The 19,151-nt window shown below is 73.6% G+C and carries 19 protein-coding genes; 12 read left to right on the top strand and 7 right to left on the bottom strand.

The genetic code is table 11. The features are described from left to right. Positions 1-15: 15 nt before the first annotated feature. Positions 16-183, top strand: coding sequence for a hypothetical protein (locus ABZY33_RS07785; RefSeq protein ID WP_356490594.1), 168 nt, complete (start codon positions 16-18; stop codon positions 181-183). An 89-nt stretch (positions 184-272) separates the two neighbouring features. On the opposite strand, the gene ABZY33_RS07780 is transcribed toward ABZY33_RS07785, so the two are convergent. The 3 genes from ABZY33_RS07780 to ABZY33_RS07770 all read right to left on the bottom strand — a co-directional run bounded on the left by ABZY33_RS07780 (position 273) and on the right by ABZY33_RS07770 (position 3,271). Next, complete coding sequence (locus tag ABZY33_RS07780; RefSeq protein ID WP_356490593.1) at positions 273-1,211, bottom strand: 3-oxoacyl-ACP reductase; 939 nt, start codon at positions 1,209-1,211, stop codon at positions 273-275. An 89-nt stretch (positions 1,212-1,300) separates the two neighbouring features. Next, positions 1,301-2,377: a Zn-dependent alcohol dehydrogenase gene (locus tag ABZY33_RS07775; RefSeq protein WP_356490592.1), complete on the bottom strand. Its 1,077-nt coding sequence runs from the start codon at positions 2,375-2,377 to the stop codon at positions 1,301-1,303. Between the two features lie 39 nt (positions 2,378-2,416). Beyond that, the gene (locus ABZY33_RS07770; protein WP_356490625.1) at positions 2,417-3,271 is read right to left on the bottom strand and encodes a MaoC/PaaZ C-terminal domain-containing protein; all 855 of its coding nucleotides are present in this window, start codon (positions 3,269-3,271) and stop codon (positions 2,417-2,419) included. A gap of 288 nt (positions 3,272-3,559) precedes the next feature. On the opposite strand from ABZY33_RS07770, the gene ABZY33_RS07765 reads away from it, so the two are divergent. The 4 genes from ABZY33_RS07765 to ABZY33_RS07750 are packed head-to-tail and all read left to right on the top strand — an operon-like array spanning position 3,560 to position 7,171. After that, complete coding sequence (locus tag ABZY33_RS07765; protein ID WP_356490591.1) at positions 3,560-4,474, top strand: ABC transporter ATP-binding protein; 915 nt, start codon at positions 3,560-3,562, stop codon at positions 4,472-4,474. Then, the gene (locus ABZY33_RS07760) at positions 4,474-5,190 is read left to right on the top strand and encodes an ABC transporter permease (protein ID WP_356490624.1); all 717 of its coding nucleotides are present in this window, start codon (positions 4,474-4,476) and stop codon (positions 5,188-5,190) included. The genes ABZY33_RS07765 and ABZY33_RS07760 overlap by 1 nt, the downstream gene beginning before the upstream one ends. 31 nt (positions 5,191-5,221) lie before the next feature. Continuing rightward, positions 5,222-6,520, top strand: coding sequence for a sensor histidine kinase (locus ABZY33_RS07755; RefSeq protein ID WP_356490590.1), 1,299 nt, complete (start codon positions 5,222-5,224; stop codon positions 6,518-6,520). Positions 6,521-6,538: 18 nt separating this feature from the next. Further along, positions 6,539-7,171, top strand: coding sequence for a response regulator transcription factor (locus tag ABZY33_RS07750; protein ID WP_356490623.1), 633 nt, complete (start codon positions 6,539-6,541; stop codon positions 7,169-7,171). A 104-nt stretch (positions 7,172-7,275) separates the two neighbouring features. On the opposite strand, the gene ABZY33_RS07745 is transcribed toward ABZY33_RS07750, so the two are convergent. Beyond that, the gene (locus ABZY33_RS07745) at positions 7,276-8,748 is read right to left on the bottom strand and encodes an MFS transporter (protein ID WP_356490589.1); all 1,473 of its coding nucleotides are present in this window, start codon (positions 8,746-8,748) and stop codon (positions 7,276-7,278) included. Positions 8,749-8,932: 184 nt separating this feature from the next. Here ABZY33_RS07745 and ABZY33_RS07740 point away from each other — a divergent pair, with 184 nt between their 5' ends. After that, on the top strand, positions 8,933-9,502 hold the full coding sequence (locus tag ABZY33_RS07740; RefSeq protein WP_356490588.1) for a GNAT family protein: 570 nt from the start codon (positions 8,933-8,935) through the stop codon (positions 9,500-9,502). A gap of 55 nt (positions 9,503-9,557) precedes the next feature. On the opposite strand, the gene ABZY33_RS07735 is transcribed toward ABZY33_RS07740, so the two are convergent. Next, positions 9,558-10,739, bottom strand: a complete 1,182-nt coding sequence (locus ABZY33_RS07735; protein ID WP_356490587.1) for an acyl-CoA dehydrogenase family protein — start codon at positions 10,737-10,739, stop codon at positions 9,558-9,560. A gap of 5 nt (positions 10,740-10,744) precedes the next feature. Then, entirely contained in the window at positions 10,745-12,034 is a 1,290-nt protein-coding gene (locus ABZY33_RS07730) for a CoA transferase (RefSeq protein WP_356490586.1), read from the bottom strand. Positions 12,035-12,358: 324 nt separating this feature from the next. Here ABZY33_RS07730 and ABZY33_RS07725 point away from each other — a divergent pair, with 324 nt between their 5' ends. The 5 genes from ABZY33_RS07725 (at position 12,359) to ABZY33_RS07705 (ending at position 18,152) form a co-directional block, all read left to right on the top strand. Next, complete coding sequence (locus ABZY33_RS07725; protein ID WP_356490585.1) at positions 12,359-14,098, top strand: MFS transporter; 1,740 nt, start codon at positions 12,359-12,361, stop codon at positions 14,096-14,098. A 177-nt stretch (positions 14,099-14,275) separates the two neighbouring features. Next, positions 14,276-14,935, top strand: coding sequence for a class I SAM-dependent methyltransferase (locus ABZY33_RS07720; RefSeq protein ID WP_356490584.1), 660 nt, complete (start codon positions 14,276-14,278; stop codon positions 14,933-14,935). Between the two features lie 124 nt (positions 14,936-15,059). Next, positions 15,060-15,986 (top strand): N-acetylmuramoyl-L-alanine amidase, encoded by a 927-nt coding sequence (locus ABZY33_RS07715; protein ID WP_356490622.1) that lies wholly within the window; start codon positions 15,060-15,062, stop codon positions 15,984-15,986. A 129-nt stretch (positions 15,987-16,115) separates the two neighbouring features. Continuing rightward, positions 16,116-17,027: a hypothetical protein gene (locus ABZY33_RS07710; protein ID WP_356490583.1), complete on the top strand. Its 912-nt coding sequence runs from the start codon at positions 16,116-16,118 to the stop codon at positions 17,025-17,027. 114 nt (positions 17,028-17,141) lie between these two features. Further along, entirely contained in the window at positions 17,142-18,152 is a 1,011-nt protein-coding gene (locus ABZY33_RS07705) for an LLM class F420-dependent oxidoreductase (RefSeq protein WP_356490582.1), read from the top strand. Positions 18,153-18,156: 4 nt separating this feature from the next. On the opposite strand, the gene ABZY33_RS07700 is transcribed toward ABZY33_RS07705, so the two are convergent. Then, complete coding sequence (locus ABZY33_RS07700) at positions 18,157-18,708, bottom strand: hypothetical protein (protein ID WP_356490581.1); 552 nt, start codon at positions 18,706-18,708, stop codon at positions 18,157-18,159. 138 nt (positions 18,709-18,846) lie between these two features. Here ABZY33_RS07700 and ABZY33_RS07695 point away from each other — a divergent pair, with 138 nt between their 5' ends. After that, positions 18,847-19,134 (top strand): hypothetical protein, encoded by a 288-nt coding sequence (locus tag ABZY33_RS07695; protein ID WP_356490580.1) that lies wholly within the window; start codon positions 18,847-18,849, stop codon positions 19,132-19,134. The last annotated feature ends 17 nt before the right edge of the window (positions 19,135-19,151 follow it).

Raw genomic sequence — 19,151 nt, 5'->3', positions numbered from 1 at the left:
GGGGTGAGTTTTCCGATGACGGGAAGCAACGGCATAGCCGCCGGCAGGGACGGCGCGGAGCGGATCGACGGCCCGGACACCGGGCCCGGCCGGCACCGCGGCGCGGTCACGATGTCCTCCGCCCAGGAGGAGCAGCCGGAACCGCGCGGACGGCACCGGGGGCCTCGCGCCGACGAGGCGTAGGGCGCGCGGTACGTGTAACGGGGCGCGGGGCCCGGCTTACGGCCGGGCGCCGCGCCCCGTGCGCTGCGCCCGGTGTGGCGCGTGCCGGCTCAGCCGTGCTTGAGGCCGAGCACCTCGGCCGCCGCGAACGTCTCTCCCCGGGGACGGTCCCGGTAGTACGGGGTGAGCAGCGCGTCGAGTTCGTCGTACGTGAACGCGTCCTCGGCGGTGTCGAACTTCGCCGCCACCCGGGGCCGTTCGACGACCGCGACCATGCCGCCGTGCACGACGAGGAGCTGGCCGTTGACGTGCGCCGCCGCGGGTGAGGCGAGGTAGCCGACGAGCGGGGCGACGTGCTCCGGGGCCAGCGGGTCGAGGCCCGCGGCGGGCTCGGCGAACCCGGCGAAGACGTCCTCCGTCATCCGGGTGCGGGCCCGCGGGCAGATCACGTTGGCGGTGACGCCGTACTTGGCGAGGGCCAGCGCCGTGGAGGTGGTCAGGCCGACGATGCCGCCCTTCGCAGCGGCGTAGTTGGGCTGGCCCGCCGACCCGGCGAGGAACGCCTCGGAGGAGGTGTTGACGATCCGTCCGTGGACCGGGGTGCCGTCCGTCCTGGCCCGCTCCCGCCAGTGGCGGGCCGCGAAGTGGGTGGTGTTGTAGTGGCCCTTGAGGTGGACGTGGATGACCGAGTCCCACTCGTCCTCGGTCATCGAGAAGATCATGCGGTCGCGCAGGATGCCGGCGTTGTTGACGAGGATGTCCAGTGTGCCGTACGTGTCCACGGCCAACTGGACGAGTCCCGCCGCCTGTTGGTGGTCGGCGACGTCTCCGCTGTGCGGGGTGGCCGTGCCGCCGGCCGCACGGATCTCCTGGGCCACCTGTTCCGCCGGGCCGGGGGTGGCCGCCCCCGACCCGTCCCGGCCCGGCTGCCCGAAGTCGTTGACGACCACGTTCGCGCCGAGCCGCGCCAGCTCCAGCGCCTCGGCCCGCCCGAGCCCCCGCCCGGCCCCGGTCACGACGGCCGTACGGCCCTTCAGCGGCGTTGCCATGTCATGCGCCTCCTGTCCCTGTGCCTGTCCGAACACGCCCGAGATCGAGCCCTTCGTGGCCGGGCGGTCCTCCCGCGCCCCTGACGGGCCTAGATCTCGATGCACGTTCTCAGGGCGGAGCCGGTACGCATGTGGTCCAGCGCCTCGTTGATCCCCGCCAGCGGCACCCGGTGCGTGATGAGGGACTCCAGGTCGATCCGGCCGGCCCGCCACAGCGCGATCGCTCGTTCGTAGGAGCGCAGGACGTCCCCGCCGCCGTACATGGACGGCAGGATCCGCTTCTCGTCGAAGAACAGCTCGAACATGTTGAGTTGCAGGAAGTCGTCCATGGCGCCCGCGCCGACGACGACGAGGGTGCCGCCGCGCCGCGTCGTCTCGTACGCGGTCCGCGCCGTCGCCGACTTCCCGACGACCTCGAAGACGTAGTCGAACCCCTCCCCCGCCGTGATCCGCCGCTTGGCGTCGGCCAGTTCGCCGGGGGCCACCGCCTCGGTCGCGCCGAAGCGCAGGGCCCCCTCGCGCCGCGCCGCGACAGGGTCGACGGCGACGATCTGGGCGGCGCCCTTGAGCCGCGCTCCCTGGATCGCGGAGATGCCGACACCGCCGCAGCCGATGACCGCGACCGACGAACCCGCCTGTACGTCCGCGGTGTTGAGGGCGGCGCCGAGCCCGGTGGTGACGCCGCAGCCGATGAGCGCCGCGATGTCGAACGGCACGTCGTCGGGGACCGGGACCGCGCACCCCGCGTCGACCACGACCTCCTCGGCGAACGTGCCGGTGCCGGCGAAACCGAACACGTCGCCGCCGGGCCGCTTGAAGTTGGGGGTCCCCGCGTTCATGAACCCGGCGAGGCAGAGCTGGGTCTGGCCGCGCCTGCAGGCGGGGCAGGCGCCGCAGGCGGGCAGCCAGCAGACCAGCACGCGCTGCCCCGGCGTCAGGTGCGGCACGCCGTCCCCCACATCGAGGAGCTCGCCCGCGCCCTCGTGGCCCGGGACGAAGGGGGCGGGCTGCGGCAGCACCCCGTTCATGGCGGAGACGTCGGAGTGGCACAGCCCGGTCGCCCGGACCCGGATCCGCACCTTGCCCGGGCCGAAGCCGACCGCCTCGACGTCGTCCAGTACCTCCAGTTTCTCCTGGCCTGTCTCGTGCAGTACGGCTGCTCGCATGGCGTGCGGCTCCTTCGCGTGAGGTGCGGTGCGTGCTGGTCAGCTGTGGTCGATGACGGTGTCGGCCAGGACCGGGGCCTCGGCGCGCTCCGGGGCGCTCACCGCGGCCCGGACGCGGCGCGGCTCCTGCCACATCCGCACGCGCAGCGTCTCGCCGGGGAAGGCGACGCCGGCGAACCGGGCGGCGTAGCGGGTGACCCGGGAGGCGTCACCGCCGAGCAGGGTGTCCACGACCGCCTTGAGCGTCATGCCGTACGAGCACAGGCCGTGCAGGATCGGCCGGTCGAACCCGGCGAGCGCGGCGAACTCCGGGTCGGCGTGGAGCGGGTTCCAGTCGCCGGAGAGGCGGTAGAGGAGGGCCTGGTCCTCACGGACCGGGCGGTCGACGGTGCGGTCCGGCTCGCGCGCGGGGTCCGGCAGGCGTCCGGAGGGTCCGCGCTCGCCGCCGAACCCGCCCTCCCCGCGGACGAAGACCTGGGCGTCGCTGGTCCACAACGGCCCGTCCGCGTCAGCCGCTTCGGTGCGCAGGACCACGACGGCGGCCTTCGTCTTGTCGTGGACGGCGGCCACCTTCGCCGTCGTGCGCGCGCGGCCCGCGACCGGGATGGGGCGGTGCACCTCGATGCGCTGGCCGCCGTGCAGGACGTGCGCGAGGTCCACGTCGATGCCGGGCAGGGCGAGGCCGCCCGCCGTCGCCGTCCCGGCGCCCGCGACGGTCGCGAAGCTCGGCAGCACCTGGAGCCGGGACTCCAGGGTGTAGCGCAGTTCGCGGGGATCGGTGGCGGGGACACCAGCGCCGATGCCGAGGTGGTAGAGCTGGACGTCCCGGTGGCCCCAGGCGATCTCGGCGGTCCGGGGTTCGGCGGCTACGGCCTGTACGGGGTCGATGGGCATGGGGCGGGCGCTCCTCACACGGGCCGGGCGGACGGGCGGCGAGACCTCGGTGCGGCCGTCCGCACCGTCGGCCGCACCGAGGTCGTCGCGGGCCGGTTCTAGAACCTGTTTCATTCCGTCCGGCGATCCTCATGTATAGCCAAGAGCCGGTGGGTTGGGAAGGCCCGGGGACGGCTTTCCTGACGTCGCGTCAGTTCGCATACCGAGTGCCGTCATGACATTTGTCCTGCCCAGGTCGGGACAGGCACCTCTGCCGCGCCCCGGCCCCCGGTCCGTACCGTCGTGGCCATGACGAAGAGGGCGACAGAAGCGGCCGTGTCCTTCCGGGGGGCCGTCAAGACGTTCGGGGAGCTGCGGGCGGTCGACGGGCTCGACCTGGAGATCGCGGCGGGCGAGACGGTGGCGCTGCTCGGCCGCAACGGCGCGGGCAAGTCCACCACGATCTCGCTGCTGCTCGGTCTGGACGAACCGACCGAGGGCCGCGTCGAACTGTTCGGCGCCGCGCCGCAGGACTCCGTACGCGCCGGCCGGGTCGGCGCCATGCTCCAGGAGGGCCGCGCGGTGCCCCGGGTCACCGTCGCCGAGCTGCTGGGCTTCGTGGCCGGCCGCTACCCGGCGCCCATGGCCGTGCCGGAGGCGCTGCGGCTGGCCGGGATCGAGGAGCTGGCCGGGCGGCGGGTCGACAAGCTGTCCGGCGGGCAGACGCAGCGGGTGCGGTTCGCCGTGGCGCTGGCCGGGAACCCCGCGCTGATCGTGCTCGACGAGCCGACGGCCGCGCTCGACGTCGAGGCGCGGCACGCCTTCTGGGCGTCGATGCGGGCCTTCACCCGGCGCGGGCACACGGTCCTGTTCTCCACGCACTACCTGGAGGAGGCCGACGCCAACGCGGACCGGATCGTCGTGATCGACCACGGCCGGGTCGTAGCCGACGGCAGCGGCGAGGAGCTGCGCCGGGCGGGCGGCGGCAGCCTGGTCTGCGTCGACCTGGCGGGGCGCGGCACGGAGGGGCTCGACCTGCTGCCGGGTGTGCTCTCCGTGGAGATCCGCGGCGACCGGGCCCGGCTGCGCAGCGAGGACCCGGACGCGACGGTCATGGCGCTGGCCGCGCTGGACGCCGTACGGAACCTGGAGGTCGCCCCGGCCTCCCTCGACGACGCCTTCATGGCGCTGACCGCGGACCCCCGCGACCTGGAGCGTGTGTGATGTGGGACTATCTGCTGCTCGAAGTACGGCGCACGCTGCGGGACGGGAAGTTCGTCGTCGGCACGGTCGCGATGCCCGTGATGATGTACCTCCTGTTCACCAACATCGGCGGCGCCGACGGGACGTGGAAGACCGCCTCGATGATCGGCATGGCGGCGTACGGGGCGCTCGGCGCGGCCCTCAACACGGGGGCCGGGGTCGCCGAGGACAAGGCGATCGGCTGGCTGCGCCAGCTGCGGATCACCCCGATGACCCCGCGCCAGGGCGTGCTGGGGCGGGCCCTGACCGGGGCGGTGACGGTGCTGCCGGCGATCACCGCCGTGCTGCTCGCGGGTGCTGTCGTCAACGGCGTGCGGATGGACGCGTGGAAGTGGCCGGTCGTCGCGGTGCTGCTGTGGGCGGGCTCGCTGCCCTTCACCATGCTGGGCCTGGGCAACGGCTACCGGCTCACCTCGCAGGCCATGGGCGGCATCAACATGCTCTGCTATCTGGGGCTCGCGGTCCTCGGCGGTCTGTGGTTCCCGGTGGAGCTGTTCCCCGGCTGGCTGCGGCACGTCTCCTCCTTCACCCCGACCAACCGCTTCGCGCAGCTCGGCACGGCGGTCGCCGACGGGCACGCCCCCTCCCTCGCGGCGCCGGCCATCCTGCTCGGCTGGCTGCTGGCCTTCGGTTCCTACGCCCTGGTCTCGTACCGCCGGGCCGCACGCACCATCTGACCGGCACGACGGGGAGCGGAGAATCACGGACATGTCCTACTGGAGCAGGGTCCACGGTCACTTCCAGGAGCTGCGCGCGACGCAGGCCGAGTGGAAGGCGGAGAACGAGCGGGTGAAGGCGGAGCGCCGGGCGCGCGGCGAGCACGGCCGCCCGCCGGAGGAGCTGGGCCCGCCGCCGTCCGGCTTCGCGCTGCTGCCGTGGCTGCTCCTGGGCCTGGGCGCCTTCTCGAACATCGTCCAGGGCAAGACCGGCAGCCCCTGGCTCGGCGGCCTCGGGCTGCTCACCTTCAACTCCCTCTACGTGTATGTGGTGTTCCGGGCGTTCCACAAGAAGAGCCGCACCGCCACCTCGACCCGGGTCGCGCTGCTCCTGATGACCGTGCTGACCTGTGCCCTGGTCGGCGGGTTCGGCGGCAGCTGGCTGGCGTTCTTCCCGCTGCTGGGGCTCGCGGCCGGCGCGATCGTGCGCGGCCCGCACGTGGGCAAGGCGGGCCTGGCGCTGAGCGCGCTGGCGGGGTTGGTGGCCGGCCTGAAGGAGGGCTGGGACTCGATCGCCGTGGTCTACGGCACGTTCCTGTCGATGATGGTGACGGCGGCGATCCTCTCCCTCTCCGAGGCCGTACGGGAGCTGCGGGCGGCCCGCGAGGAGCTGGCGCGGCAGGCGGTGGAGAAGGAGCGGCTGCGCTTCTCCCGCGACCTGCACGATCTGCTCGGGCACACGCTGTCGGTGATCGTGGTGAAGTCGGAGGCGGCGCGGCGGCTCGCGCCGCGCAGCATGGACGCGGCGCTGGAGCAGGTCCGCGACATCGAGGCGGTGGGCCGCCAGGCGCTCACCGAGATCCGGGAGGCGGTGACCGGGTACCGGGAGGGCAGCCTCGCCACCGAACTGGACCGGGCCCGCTCGGCGCTGACCGCCGCCGGGATCGAGCCGGTCGTGCGCCGCTCGGGGCCGCCGCTGTCGGCGCAGACGGAGGCGCTGTTCGGCTGGGTCGTGCGGGAGGCGGTGACCAACGCGGTGCGCCACAGCGCGGCCACGACCTGCACGATCTCGGTGGAGGGCGCGGCGGAGCGGGTGGTGCTGCGGGTCACGGACGACGGGGCGGGTCCGGCCCCCGCGCCCGGGCCCACGGCCGGTCCCGCGGTCGGCGGCACCGGCATCAAGGGCCTCACCGAGCGGCTCGCCGCGGCGGGCGGCTCCCTGACGGCGGGGCCGGGCCCGCGGGGCGGATTCGTGGTGCGGGCCGAACTCCCGCCCGGCGAGCCGGAGTCGGCGCGGGAGGCTGCGCCGGCGGAGCAGGTCCGGGCGGCCGGCCGGGGCGGCGCCGCGTAATCTGCCCCCGTGACAGAGATGCCGCAAGACCACCGGACCGCCAAGAGTGTGCGTGTCCTGCTCGCCGAGGACCAGGGGATGATGCGGGGGGCGCTGGCGCTGCTGCTCGGCCTGGAGGCGGACATCGAGGTCGTGGCGCAGGTCGCGGCGGGCGACCTCATCGTCGACAAGGCGCTGGAGTGCCGTCCGGACGTCGCTCTCCTGGACATCGAGCTGCCCGGCCGCAGCGGGCTCGACGCGGCCGCGGAGTTGCGCGAGCAGGTGCCGGACTGCCGGGTGCTGATCCTGACGACGTTCGGGCGGCCCGGGTATCTGCGGCGGGCGATGGAGGCGGGCGCGGCCGGTTTCCTCGTCAAGGACGGGCCCGTCGAGGAGCTGGCCGAGGCGATCCGCAAGGTGCTGCGCGGCGAGACGGTGGTGGACCCGGCGCTCGCCGCGGCGGCGCTCAGCGCGGGGCCCAATCCGTTGACGGCGCGGGAGGCGGATGTGCTGCGGGCCTCTGCGGAGGGGGCGACGGTCTCGGACGTGGCCGGGGCCCTGCATCTCTCGGAGTCGACCGTGCGGAACTATCTCTCCTCGGCGATCGGCAAGACCGGGACGCGGAACCGGACGGAGGCGTTGCGGGCGGCGCGGCAGCAAGGGTGGGTGTAGGTGCGGGTCCGTCGCCGGGTGCGGGTCCGGTGGGGGCTGGTCGCGCAGTTCCCCGCGCGCGAAGCCCCACGGCGGGACAGCCGAACAACGGCCTCCCAGGGAACCTACTCCTCCGCACCCCCGGCGCCGGCCCTCGGCATCCACACCAGCAGCACCACCACCGCCACCCCCAAGATCCCCGCCCCACAGAGGAACGCCCCCGCATACCCCCGGGTCAGCCCGACCGGCCCCGCCACCCCCGCGGAGCGGCTCGCCGCGACGGTCGAGAGGATCGCGAGGCCCAGCGAACCCCCCAGCGTGCGGCTCGTGTTGACCAGCCCGGACACCAGCCCCGCGTCCCCCGGCGCCGCCCCGGACGTCGCCAGCGACGCGAGCGGCGTCATCGCGAACCCGGCGCCGGCCATCATCACCATGCCGGGCAGCATGATCGTCGTGACGTAGGACCCGTCCGCGCTCATCGTCGACTGCCAGGCGAACCCGGCCGCGGTGACGAGGACCCCGGCCACCGCCACGTTCCGCGCCCCGGCGATCCGCATCAGCCGCGGCGCCGTCTTCGAGCCCGCGACCACCGCGAGCGAGCTGGGCACCAGGGCCAGGCCCGCCTCGATCGGGGTGTAGCCGAGCACGTTCTGCGCGTACAGCGTCATGAAGAACCACATGGCGAAGCTGCCCATGCCGCAGACGAACATCGCCGCGTTGGCCGCGGCCACCGACCGCACCCGGAACAGTCCGAGCGGCATCAGCGGCAGCCGCGTACGGGCCTCGACGGCGAGGAAGGCGGCGATCAGCGCGAGCGCGACGCCGAGCGGCACCAGCGTGGCGGCGGCGCCCCAGCCCCGCGCCTCGGTCTGCACGATGGCGTAGGCGAGCGTGGCGGTGCCCGCCGTCACGAGGAGGGCGCCCGGCAGGTCGAGGCGGCGCTCGCCGCCGGCCCGGGACTCGCGGATCCAGCGGGCGGCGGCCGCGAGGACGACGGCGCCGAGGGGCACGTTGATGAGCAGCACCCAGCGCCAGTCCAGGCCCTCGGTGAGGACGCCGCCGACCAGTCCGCCGGCCGCGCCGCCACCCGCGCCGACCGCGGTCCAGGTCGCGATGGCGCGGGCCCGCGCCGCCCCTTCCGGTACGGCGGAGGTGAGGATCGTGAGGGTGGAGGGGGCGAGCACGGCGGCGCCCAGGCCCTGCGCGGCCCGCGCGGCGAGGAGCTGCCAGTCGTCCTGCGCGAGGCCGCCGGCGAGCGAGGCCAGGGTGAACAGGCCGAGGCCGACCAGGAACATCCGTTTGCGGCCGAAGAGGTCGCCCGCCCGGCCGCCGAGCAGCATGAACCCGGCGAACGCGATCGAGTACGCGTTCACCACCCACTGCAGCCCGGCCGGGCTCAGGCCGAGGTCGGCGCGCATGGAGGGCAGGGCGACGTTCACGACGGAGACGTCGAGGACGACGAGGAACTGTCCGGCACAGGCCACGGCCACCACCAGCCAGGCGGGCGGGGCGGCGGCGCGGCGCGGGCGTGTCCCGGACGGGATCGCGGTCTGGGGCTCGGGCTCGGTCCCGGGAGGGGTCTGCGGCATAAGTGTCATGGTCGCAGCCCGCGCGCACCCCGTACATCGGGATTTGGCCGCAGCCCCACCGGGCCCCGGGACACCCGCCTGCCGACCTAGGTCCTGTCCGCAAACCCCCGTCCGACCCTCGCGGGTCCGCGCCCGACGGCGTCCGCCCCGCAATCTTCTTGCCCCGCGGCCGCCCCTCGCGCACACTCCCCCGATGACCACCTCGCCCTTCACCCGCAAACCCGTCCTGACCGGGGAACACACCGTGCTGCGTCCCTTCACCGAGGCCGACGCGGACGTCATGGCCGGGATCCTCACCGATCCCGAGCTGCTGTACTTCACCGGCGGCGATCCGGCCCCCTTCGGCCTCGCCCACCTGCGGTCCTGGTACGGCTCGCGCGGCGCGCAGGACGACCGGCTGGATCTCGCCGTCACCGATCGGGCGAGCGGTGAGCTGGTCGGCGAGGTCGTGTTGAACGAGTGGGAGCCGCGCCACCGCCGCTGTACGTTCCGCACGCTGATCGGGCCGCGCGGACGCGGCCGTGGGCTGGGCACGGAGGCGGTGCGGCTCGTCGTCGGGTACGGGTTCGAGGTGCTCGGCATGCACCGCGTGCAGCTGGCGGCCTACGCCGACAACGCCCGGGCGCTGCGCGTCTACGAGAAGGCGGGGTTCGTCGTGGAGGGCGTCCGGCGCCAGGTCGAGCTGCGGGACGGAATCTGGCGGGACGAGGTGCTGATGGCGGTGCTCGCCGACGAGTGGGCCGGGGGCGGCGGACCGGCGTGACCACCGCCGCCCCGCCGAGTCCGGTGTTGCACGCGGGCCCGGCAGGGCGCGCCGGCTAGCGGAAGGCCGCGTGGCCGGTCAGCGCCTGGCCGAGGGCGAGCGTGTGCATCTCGGTCGTGCCCTCGTACGTCAGGACGGACTCCAGGTTGTTGGCGTGCCGGATCACCGGGTACTCCAGCGAGATGCCGTTGGCGCCCAGGATCGTGCGGGCGGTGCGGCAGATCTCGATGGCCTCGCGGACGTTGTTCAGCTTGCCGAAGCTGATCTGGGCCGGGTGCACGCCGGCGGGCGAGTCCTTCAGGGCGGAGAGCTGGAGCGCGGTCAGCGTCGCCTTGTGCAGCTCCAGCGCCATGTCGACCAGCTTCTGCTGGGTCAGCTGGAACGCGGCGATCGGCCGGCCGAACTGCTCGCGCTGCACGGCGTAGTCGCGGGCCGCCTGCCAGGCCGAGCGGGCGGCGCCGGTGACGCCCCAGACGATGCCGTAGCGGGCCTCGTTCAGGCAGGTGAGGGGCGCGCCGACACCCCGCGCCGCGGGGAGCCGCGCGGACGCGGGCAGCCGTACGCCGTCCAGGACCAGCTCGCTCGTCACCGACGCGCGCAGCGACATCTTGTGCTTGATGAGCGGCGCGGAGAAGCCGGGGGTGTCGGTGGGCACGACGAAGCCGCGTACGCCGTCCTCGGTCTGCGCCCAGACGACGGCGACGGCCGCCACCGAACCGTTCGTGATCCACATCTTGCGGCCGTCGAGCACCCAGTCGTCGCCGTCCCGGCGGGCCCGCGTCGTCATCGAGGCCGGGTCGGAGCCGTGGTCGGGTTCGGTCAGGCCGAAGCAGCCGATGGCCTCGCCCGCCGCCATCCGCGGCAGCCACTCCTGCTTGTGCTCCTCGGAGCCGAAGCGGTGGATCGCGAACATGGCCAGGGAGCCCTGGACGGAGACGAAGGAGCGCAGGCCCGAGTCGGTGGCCTCCAGCTCGCGGCAGGCGATGCCGTAGGCGCGGGCCGACATGCCGGCGCAGCCGTACCCCTCCAGGTGCATGCCGAGCAGGCCCATCCGACCGAACTCCCGGGCCAGTTCGGGCAGGTGCGGCAGCTCGCCGGATTCAAACCACTCGGCGATGTGCGGCTCGACCTTGTCGTCGAGGTACTGGCGCACGGTGTCCCGCACGGCCCGCTCCTCGTCGGTCAGGAGGGCTTCGAGGTTCAGCGGGTCGACGGGGTCGAGTGCGGGGAACGGCATGGCGATCAGGCTCCTTGCGGTTGAGGGTCGTCGGGCGCGGCGGACAGGAGACGGTCGATCTCCGTCTCCCCGTACCCGAGTTCGGCGAGAATGTCGCGGCTCTGCTGTCCGAGGGTGGGCGGTGCGCTGCGTACGGGCGGCCGCTCGCCGCGGAAGGTGACCGGGAACGCCACCTGTTTCAGGGGCCCCACCACCGGGTGGTCCACCTCCTGCACCATGGCGAGGGCGGCGGTCTGCGGGCAGGCGTAGACCTCGTCGAGGGTGCGGATGGCGGCGACGGGCACGCCCAGCGGTGCGAGCAGGCCGGTCCAGTGGGTGACGGGCTCGTCGACCAGGACCGCTTCCAGTTTGGCGTTGAGGGCCGTCCGGTGGGCGACCCGGTCACGGTTGGTGGCGAACCGCGGGTCGTCCGCCCACCCCGGGTGGCCGAGGGCGCCCGCGAGGCGGCGGAACAGGACGTCGTTGCCGACCGCGATCACGAAGTGGCCGTCGGCCGCCCGGTACGCCTGGTACGGGACGAGGCTGGGGTGGCCCGAGCCGAGCCGGGTGGGGCGCTCGCCGGTGGCGAAGTAACCGGTCGCCCAGTTGATGTGCAGGGCGAGCTGGGACTCGTAGAGGGAGGTCGTCACGGACTGCCCACGGCCCGTGCGCTCGCGCTCGACGAGGGCCGCGGTGAGGCCGACGAGGCCGAACAGGGCCGCGCCCAGGTCGCCCATGGCGTATCCGGCCTTGACGGGCGGGCCGTCCGGTTCGCCCGTCAGGGACATCAGGCCGGCGCTCGCCTGCGCCACCATGTCGTAGCCGGGCTCGTCGCGCAGGGGCCCGGTGTCGCCGAACGCCGAGATGTGCAGGATGACCAGGCGCGGGTAGCGGGCGGCCAGCTCCTTGTGGTCGAAGAGGCGGGCGAGGGTGGAGCCGGGCCGGAAGTTCTCGACCATCACGTCCGCGCCGGCGAGCATCCGGTGCACGGCTTCCTGGCCGGCCGCGGACGTGAGGTCGAGGGTGACGGAGCGCTTGCCCCGGTTGGCCGCCAGGTAGTAGGTGGCGTCGGGGCCGTTGAAGGGCGGGCCCCAGGAGCGGGTCGGGTCGCCGCCGTCCGGGTGTTCGACCTTGATGACGTCGGCGCCCAGGTCGGCGAGGGACATGGTGACGTACGGGCCCGCGAGGATCTTCGAGAGGTCGACGACCTTCGTGCCGGCCAGGGGCGCCGGTCCGGCGAAGCGCTCCGGTGGCGGGGTGGCGTGGGCCCGTGTCGCGCGGCGGGCCTCGGTGTCGGTGCGGGGTATCGGCTCCACGGACCCCGACCCTACGCACCGCCGCCGGACCGACACCCCCGGCCCCGGGGAACAGAATGCGGGGTCATGTAAACAAAAGGTCAAGGTTCGGGTTCGTACGACGATCGTCGGAATAGTCGCCTCGGGAAACAAGTTCGACCTACACACAAGTAGCCCGCAGCAGACTCGTCCGCACGGACGCGAACCTTTCCGACGCCGAACTTCCCCGACGCCGCCCCTTTTCCGACGCCGCCCCCCATTCTTTTCGACGCCGACGCACGCGCGCCCACCGCCGTACGCGCCCCCTCGCCGTTCTTCGAGACCGCCTTCCGGAGGCCCTCCGTCATGTCCCAGCCGACGACCGTCCCGCGCAGAACAGCCGGTGTCGTCCCCGTCCTCGCCTTCGCCGGCATCGTCGTCGCGGTCATGCAGACCCTGCTGGTGCCGGTGATCAAGGACCTGCCCGCCCTGCTGAGCACCGCGCCCTCGAACGCCACCTGGGTGATGACCGCGACCCTGCTCGCCGGCGCCGTCTCCACCCCGATCATGGGCCGCCTCGGCGACCTCGCGGGCAAGCGCCGGATGCTCCTCATGAGCCTGGCGATCATGGTGGTGGGGTCGCTGGTCTGCGGCTTCACCGACCAGCTCGTGGTCATGATCGCGGGCCGCGCGCTCCAGGGCTTCGCCATGGGCGCCATCCCGCTCGGCATCGGCCTGATGCGCGACATGCTGCCGCCCGAGAAGCTCGGCTCGGCCATGGCCCTCATGTCCTCCTCCATCGGCGTCGGCGGCGGCCTCGCGCTGCCGCTCGCCGCGCTCGTCGCACAGCACGCCGACTGGCACGCGCTGTTCTTCGGCGCCGCGGGCCTCGGCGTCGTCTCGATCGTCCTCACCCTGGTCTTCGTCCCGGAGAGCCCGCTGCGCGCCAAGGGCACCTTCGACGTCGCGGGCGCCCTCGGCCTCTCGCTCGGCCTCGTCCTGTTCCTGCTGCCGATCACCAAGGGCAGCGACTGGGGCTGGAGCAGCGGCACCACACTCGGCCTGTTCGCCGCCGCGCTCCTCGTGCTCCTCGCCTGGGGCGTGATGGAGCTGCGCCTGAAGGCCCCGCTGGTCGACCTGCGCACCACCGCCCGCCGCGAGGTGCTGCTCACCAACCTCGCCTCGATCATGGTCGGCGTCGCGTTCTACGCGATCTCCCTGGTCCTGCCGCAACTGCTCCAGCTGCCCTCCGCCACCGGCTACGGCCTCGGCCAGTCGATGGTCGTCGCCGGGCTCTGCGTGGCCCCGCTCGGCCTGACGATGATGTTCACGGCCCCCGTCTACGCCCGCCTGTCCGCGCGCTTCGGCCCGAAGGTCACCCTGATCCTCGGCATGCTGATCATCGGGATCGGCTACGGCGCGGGGCTCGGCCTGATGAGCGCCGCCTGGCAGACCATCGTGATCTCGGTGGTCGTGGGCGCGGGCATCGGCCTCGCGTACTCCTCGCTGCCCGCGCTGATCATCGGCGCGGTGGACGCCTCCGAGACGGGCGCCGCCAACGGCCTCAACACCCTGATGCGCTCCATCGGCACGTCGGTGTCCTCGGCGGTCATCGGCATGGTCCTCGCCAATACGGCCGACCACGTCGGCGGCGCCGCGGTCCCCACCATGCACGGCTTCCGTGTCTCCTTCCTCATCGCCACGGGCGCGGTCGCCGGCGGTCTCCTGCTCGCCCTGTTCCTGCCCGGGCGGCGCGCGGCCACCGTGCGCCAGCACGTCCAGTTGCGCGCCAGCAGCGCGGAGGACGCCGGTCTGGCCCGTGCCGAGCAGGCCCTCGCCGACTTCCGCGGCCAGGTCCTGGACCCGGCGGGCCTGCCCGTCGCCCACGCCAAGGTGACGCTCATCGACCGGCACGGCCGCCAGGCCGGCGCGGCGCTGACCGACGCCGAGGGCCGGTACGCGCTCACGGTCCCGGCCGGCGGCGCGTACGTCCTCGCGGCGACGGCCCCGGGCCACGCCCCGCACGCCTCGGCCGCAACGCACCACGGCGAGCAGCGGCCGGTCCAGGTCGACCTGGCGCTGCGGGCGGTCGCGGAACAGGTCTGACCCGACCCGGCCGAGAACGGCGAACGGGGCTGCGGGCAGCCCCGCTGAAGACGCGTCGCGCAGGTTGCGCGGCGCGTCTTCTCGTGTGCGGGGCACGTCGTCCTGTGCGGGGCGGCCCGCCCGGGTGTGACCGGGCCTGCCGACCGGGCTCGGCGCGGCGTACGGCAGCATGAGCCCATGACCAGCACACCGCCCACCCCGAACGCCGACGTCCTCGCCGCCTTCGAGCGGGCCAAGGGGTTCATGCCGCGCGGCGAGGGCCTCGCGCTGTACGCGGCCGCGGTCGAGGCCGCCGCACTCGGACTGCCGCTCCTGGAGGTCGGCACGTACTGTGGCCGCTCCACCCTGCTGCTCGCCGACGCGGCCCGCGCCGCCGGGGTCATGGCGCTCACCGTCGACCACCACCGCGGCAGCGAGGAGCAGCAGCCGGGCTGGGACTTCCACGATCCGCAGACGGTCGATCCGGTCGTCGGGCTCATGGACACGCTGCCCGCCTTCCGGCGGACGCTGCACGCGGCGGGCCTGGAGGAGCACGTGATCGCGCTGGTCGGCCGCTCACCGCAGGTCGCCCGGGTCTGGGGCGGCGCGCTCGGCCTGGTCTTCGTCGACGGCGGCCACACCGACGAGCACGCGAACGCCGACTACGAGGGCTGGGCCCCGCACGTCGCCGAGGGCGGGCTGCTCGTCATCCACGACGTCTTCCCCGTCAAGCACGACGAGTGGACGGGCCAGGCCCCGTACCGCGTCTACCTCCGGGCGCTGGAGTCCGGCGCGTTCACCGAGGTCTCGCAGTGCGATTCCCTGCGCGTCCTGCGCCGGACGGGCGCGGGGATCTGAACTCACGGTTATCGTCGACGTCGTGTCGTACGTAGGTCCGGAACCGGACGGCTTTGATGACTTCTACCGCGACGACGACCCGGGGCGGGGCCCCGGCGGGCGTCGGTTCCGCGGTCGCCCCGCGCTGATCGCCCTCGCCGCGCTGGTGCCGACGGCGCTCGCGGCGTATCTGGTCTGGCAGGTCGTGAGCGGGCCCGGGGACGGCGAGCCGCCCCAGGTGGCCCCGGCGCCGGGCACGTCCGCGGCCTCCTCGGCGTCGCCCTCGGACACGGACGCGGACGCGAAGGCGCCGAGCCCGGCCCCGTCCCGGTCCGCCACCGCCTCCGCGCCGCCGACCACGTCGAAGGCCCCCTCGAAGCCGGCGGGCGGCGGCTCGGGTCCGCTCAGCGGCAAGGTCGTCGTCGTCGACCCGGGTCACAATCCGGGTAACTTTCGGCACCCGGCCGATATCAATCGCCAGGTGGACGTCGGCAACGCCAGCAAGGAGTGCGACACCACCGGCACCTCCACCAACGCCGGGTACACCGAGGCGCAGTTCACGCTCGACGTCTCGCGCCGCCTGCGCACCCTCCTGCAACAGCAGGGCGCCACGGTGAAGTTGACGCAGAACGGCGACCGGGCCTGGGGGCCCTGTGTCACCGAGCGCGCCGCGATCGGCAACCAGGCGAAGGCGGACGCGGCGATCTCCGTGCACGCGGACGGCTCGGCCGCGGGCAACCGCGGCTTCCATGTGATCCTGCCCGCATCCGTGCACGCGGGCGGCGCCGACACCCGTCCGATCGTCGCCTCCTCGAAGGACCTCGGGGAGCGGATCGCGGGCAAGTTCCTCCAGGCCACAGGCCAGCCGCCGTCGAACTACATCGGCGCGGGCACCGGCCTCGACACCCGCAGTGACCTGGGCGGACTCAACCTGTCGACGGTGCCCAAGGTCTTCATCGAGTGCGGCAACATGCGGGACGCGCAGGACGTGGACCGGCTGACCTCCGGCGCCTGGCGGCAGAAGGCGGCGCAGGGCATCTCTGAGGGAATCGTGAGTTTCCTGCGGGGGTAGGTGACACCCTGTGGATCTCGGCGGACACCCTCAGGACGTGGACGATAGTGTCCTCCGTACGATGTGGGGCCACTCCCGCGCTTGGCGCCGCCTCCTCCGACGACGAGACGACTGACGAAGGACCCTGAAGTGAATATCCGCTCCCTCACTCGAGGCGACGGCGTGGTGATCGGAGCAGCGGTGTTGCTGTTCATCGCCTCGTTCCTCGACATCTACTCGCTCGGTGACAACGTCCCCGACAGCATCAGCAGCCCGAACTCGTGGGGCAGCGGCCCGCTGCTGATGAGCGTGGTCCTCGCGGGCATCATCGGCGCGGTCCTCATCGTCCTCGCCCGGGGCCTGCCCCAGCCGACCAAGGTCCTCGGTCTGGACCTCGGCCAGTTCGGTGTCGCGTGCACCGTGCTCGCCGCGTGGGCCGCGCTCGGCAACATCTTCGACCCGTCCGGTGGCGCCAACAACTTCGGCGGCGGCGGCGACAGCGCCGACGCCGGCATCGGCGCCATCCTCGCCCTGATCGCCACCCTGGTCATGGCCGCCGCCGCGATCGCCACCCCGTTGGTCCCGGCCCTCAAGGGCGCTCTCGTGGGCGCGCCGCGCCCCCAGCAGCCCCAGCCCTACGGCGGTCAGCCGCAGGGCGGCTACGGCTACCCGGGCGCCCAGCAGCAGCCGGGCCAGCCGTACGGCGCGCAGCCGGGCCAGCCGGGTCAGCCCGGCCCCGGCCACCCCGGCGCCGGCCACCCCGGCGCCGCTCAGCCCGGTCCCGGCCAGCCGTTCGGCGGGCAGCCGCAGCAGGCGGCCGCCGCTGCGGCGCCCGGTCCCGCCCAGGGCGGCCAGCCGGCCGGGGACTTCTCCCCGTTCTGGTTCGCCGTGCCGGTGCCGCGTCCGCTGTACGCGGAGGACGGCTCGCCCACGCCGATCGCCGAACTGGCCCCGGGTACCTGGTACTTGGCGGTCGAGCAGCGCGGCCCCGGCCTCGTCGCCCAGACGCAGGACGGCCGTCGTGGCGTGCTCCAGGACACCACGGGGATCCAGCGCGGCTGACCGTCCCCTGCGCCGTCAGGCCCCTCGCCCACCTTCCGGGCGAGGGGCCTTTCGCGTACAGTCACCCCCCGAACTGATGGCCCATCAGGCGGAGGTCCGGCAAAGGGGGCGCGCATGCGGCTCGGACTCGCACTCGGCTACTGGGGGCGCGGGCCCGACCCCGGTCACCTCGGACTCGTGCGCGCGGCCGAGGCGTTGGGGTACGACTCGGTGTGGACCTCGGAGTCCTGGGGCAGCGACGCCTTCACCCCGCTGACCTGGTTCGCCGCGCACACCAGCCGGATCCGGCTGGGGACCGCCATCGCGCAGATGGCGGCCCGCTCCCCCACCACGACCGCGATGCACGCGCTCACCCTGGACCACCTCTCCGGGGGCCGGATGATGCTGGGCCTCGGCCTGTCGGGGCCGCAGGTGGTGGAGGGCTGGTACGGGCGCCCGTTCCCCCGCTCCCCGCTGACGGCGACCCGGGAGTACGTCGACGTCGTCCGCCAGGTCCTGCGGCGTGAGGGGCCCGTGGAGTCCGCCGGACGCTTCCACGCGCTCCCCTACCGGGGCGAGGACGGGACCGGGCTCGGCAAGGCCCTGAAGCCGATCACCCACCCGCTCCGCGCGGACCTGCCGGTCCTGTTGGGCGCCGAGGGGCCGAAGAACATCGCGCAGACGGTGCGGATCGCGGACGGCTGGCTGCCGCTGTACTGGTCGCCGGCGCGGACCGACGTCTACGAGGCGGCGTTGGCCGGGCGCGGGGACGGCTTCATGGTCGCGCCGATGGCCCGGGCGCAGCTCTGCGACGACGTCGCCGAGGGGCTGCTGCCGGTCAAGGCCATGCTCGGCTTCTACATCGGCGGCATGGGCCACCGCACCCGCAACTTCCACGCCGATCTGATGGCGCGCATGGGGTACGAGGACGCGGCCCGCCGCGTCCAGGAGCTGTTCGCGCAGGGGCGGCGGGAGGAGGCGGTGCTCGCGGTGCCGGACGCGTTCGCCGACGAGATCTCGCTCGTCGGGCCGCGCGGGCGGATCGCCGAGCGCCTCCAGGAGTGGCGCGGGGGCCCGGTGACGGATCTGCTCCTGCTCTCCCCGGACCCGGCCACCCTGCGCACGCTGGCGGAGCTGAACTCCTAGAAAGCTAACTGCCCTTGGTGAGTTCGGAGGTGGAGGGCACCTTGTCCTCGACGGGTGCGCCCGCGTCGTTGCCCGCGCTCTTGACCTTGTTGATGATGTCGTCGAAGGACGAGGAGACCGCGTCGGTGCCGTCGCCCTTGCGGAGCTTGGCCGGCAGGTCCTTGAGCGCGTCGATGCCGGAGGTGAGCGGGGCGATCGCCTTGGCGAGGGCGGGGTCGCCCTCGGCGTTCTTCTTGGCGGCCTTCAGCCGGTTGTAGGTCAGCGCGCCCGCGAGCCCCGCTTTGACCAGTGCGAACTTGCGGCCGTCCGCGCCCTTCTTGAACTTCCCGGCCTTCCACGGCTTGACGATCCACTGGTAGGTGGCGCCGGCCGCGATGCCCGCGTTGGCCACGAAGCGGGTTTTGGCGAGCTTCTGCCGCTCGGCCGTGGAGGAGGTGCTGGGGTTCGCCGTCGTGTCCTTGTCGTCACCGCCGCAGGCGGTGGTGCCGGCCAGCAGGGAGCCGCACAGGAGCACGGCCACGAGCAGGCGGCGCACGGGAAGGGGGGAGCTGGGCACCACGGGTTACCTCCGGGCCGTTGGCTGCACTGCTGGCAGCCTCACCCGGTCCCGGTCACCGCGCCACCCGGGCACGCCCGTCCGTGTCGGCGTCCCGCGCCGTGGTTTTCGCGCGGGATTCGGGGACATCTGGACTTCATGTCTGTGAATCGGAGAGGCTCAAGCGCAGGCCGGGTTGTCATGATCATTGCAGACATCCTGGCCGTCATCCTCGTCCTGTGGATCCTGATGTATCTGCTGGACGCGAACCGGGGCAACGACCTGGTCCAGTGGGTCCACGAGGCGGCGAACTGGCTCGCCGGCTGGTCGCACGACCTGTTCACCTTCGACGCCGCGTGGGCGCGCGTGGTCGCGGGCTACGGCCTCGCCGCGGTCGTCTACCTGGCGATCGGCCACTTCGTGGCGAACCAGCTGCGTCGCCACTGACCGCCTCCGCCGCTGTC

Source organism: Streptomyces sp. NPDC006552, from assembly GCF_040611655.1.
Classification (GTDB): Bacteria; Actinomycetota; Actinomycetes; order Streptomycetales; family Streptomycetaceae; genus Streptomyces.
This window is presented reverse-complemented; position numbering and strand designations above follow the sequence as displayed.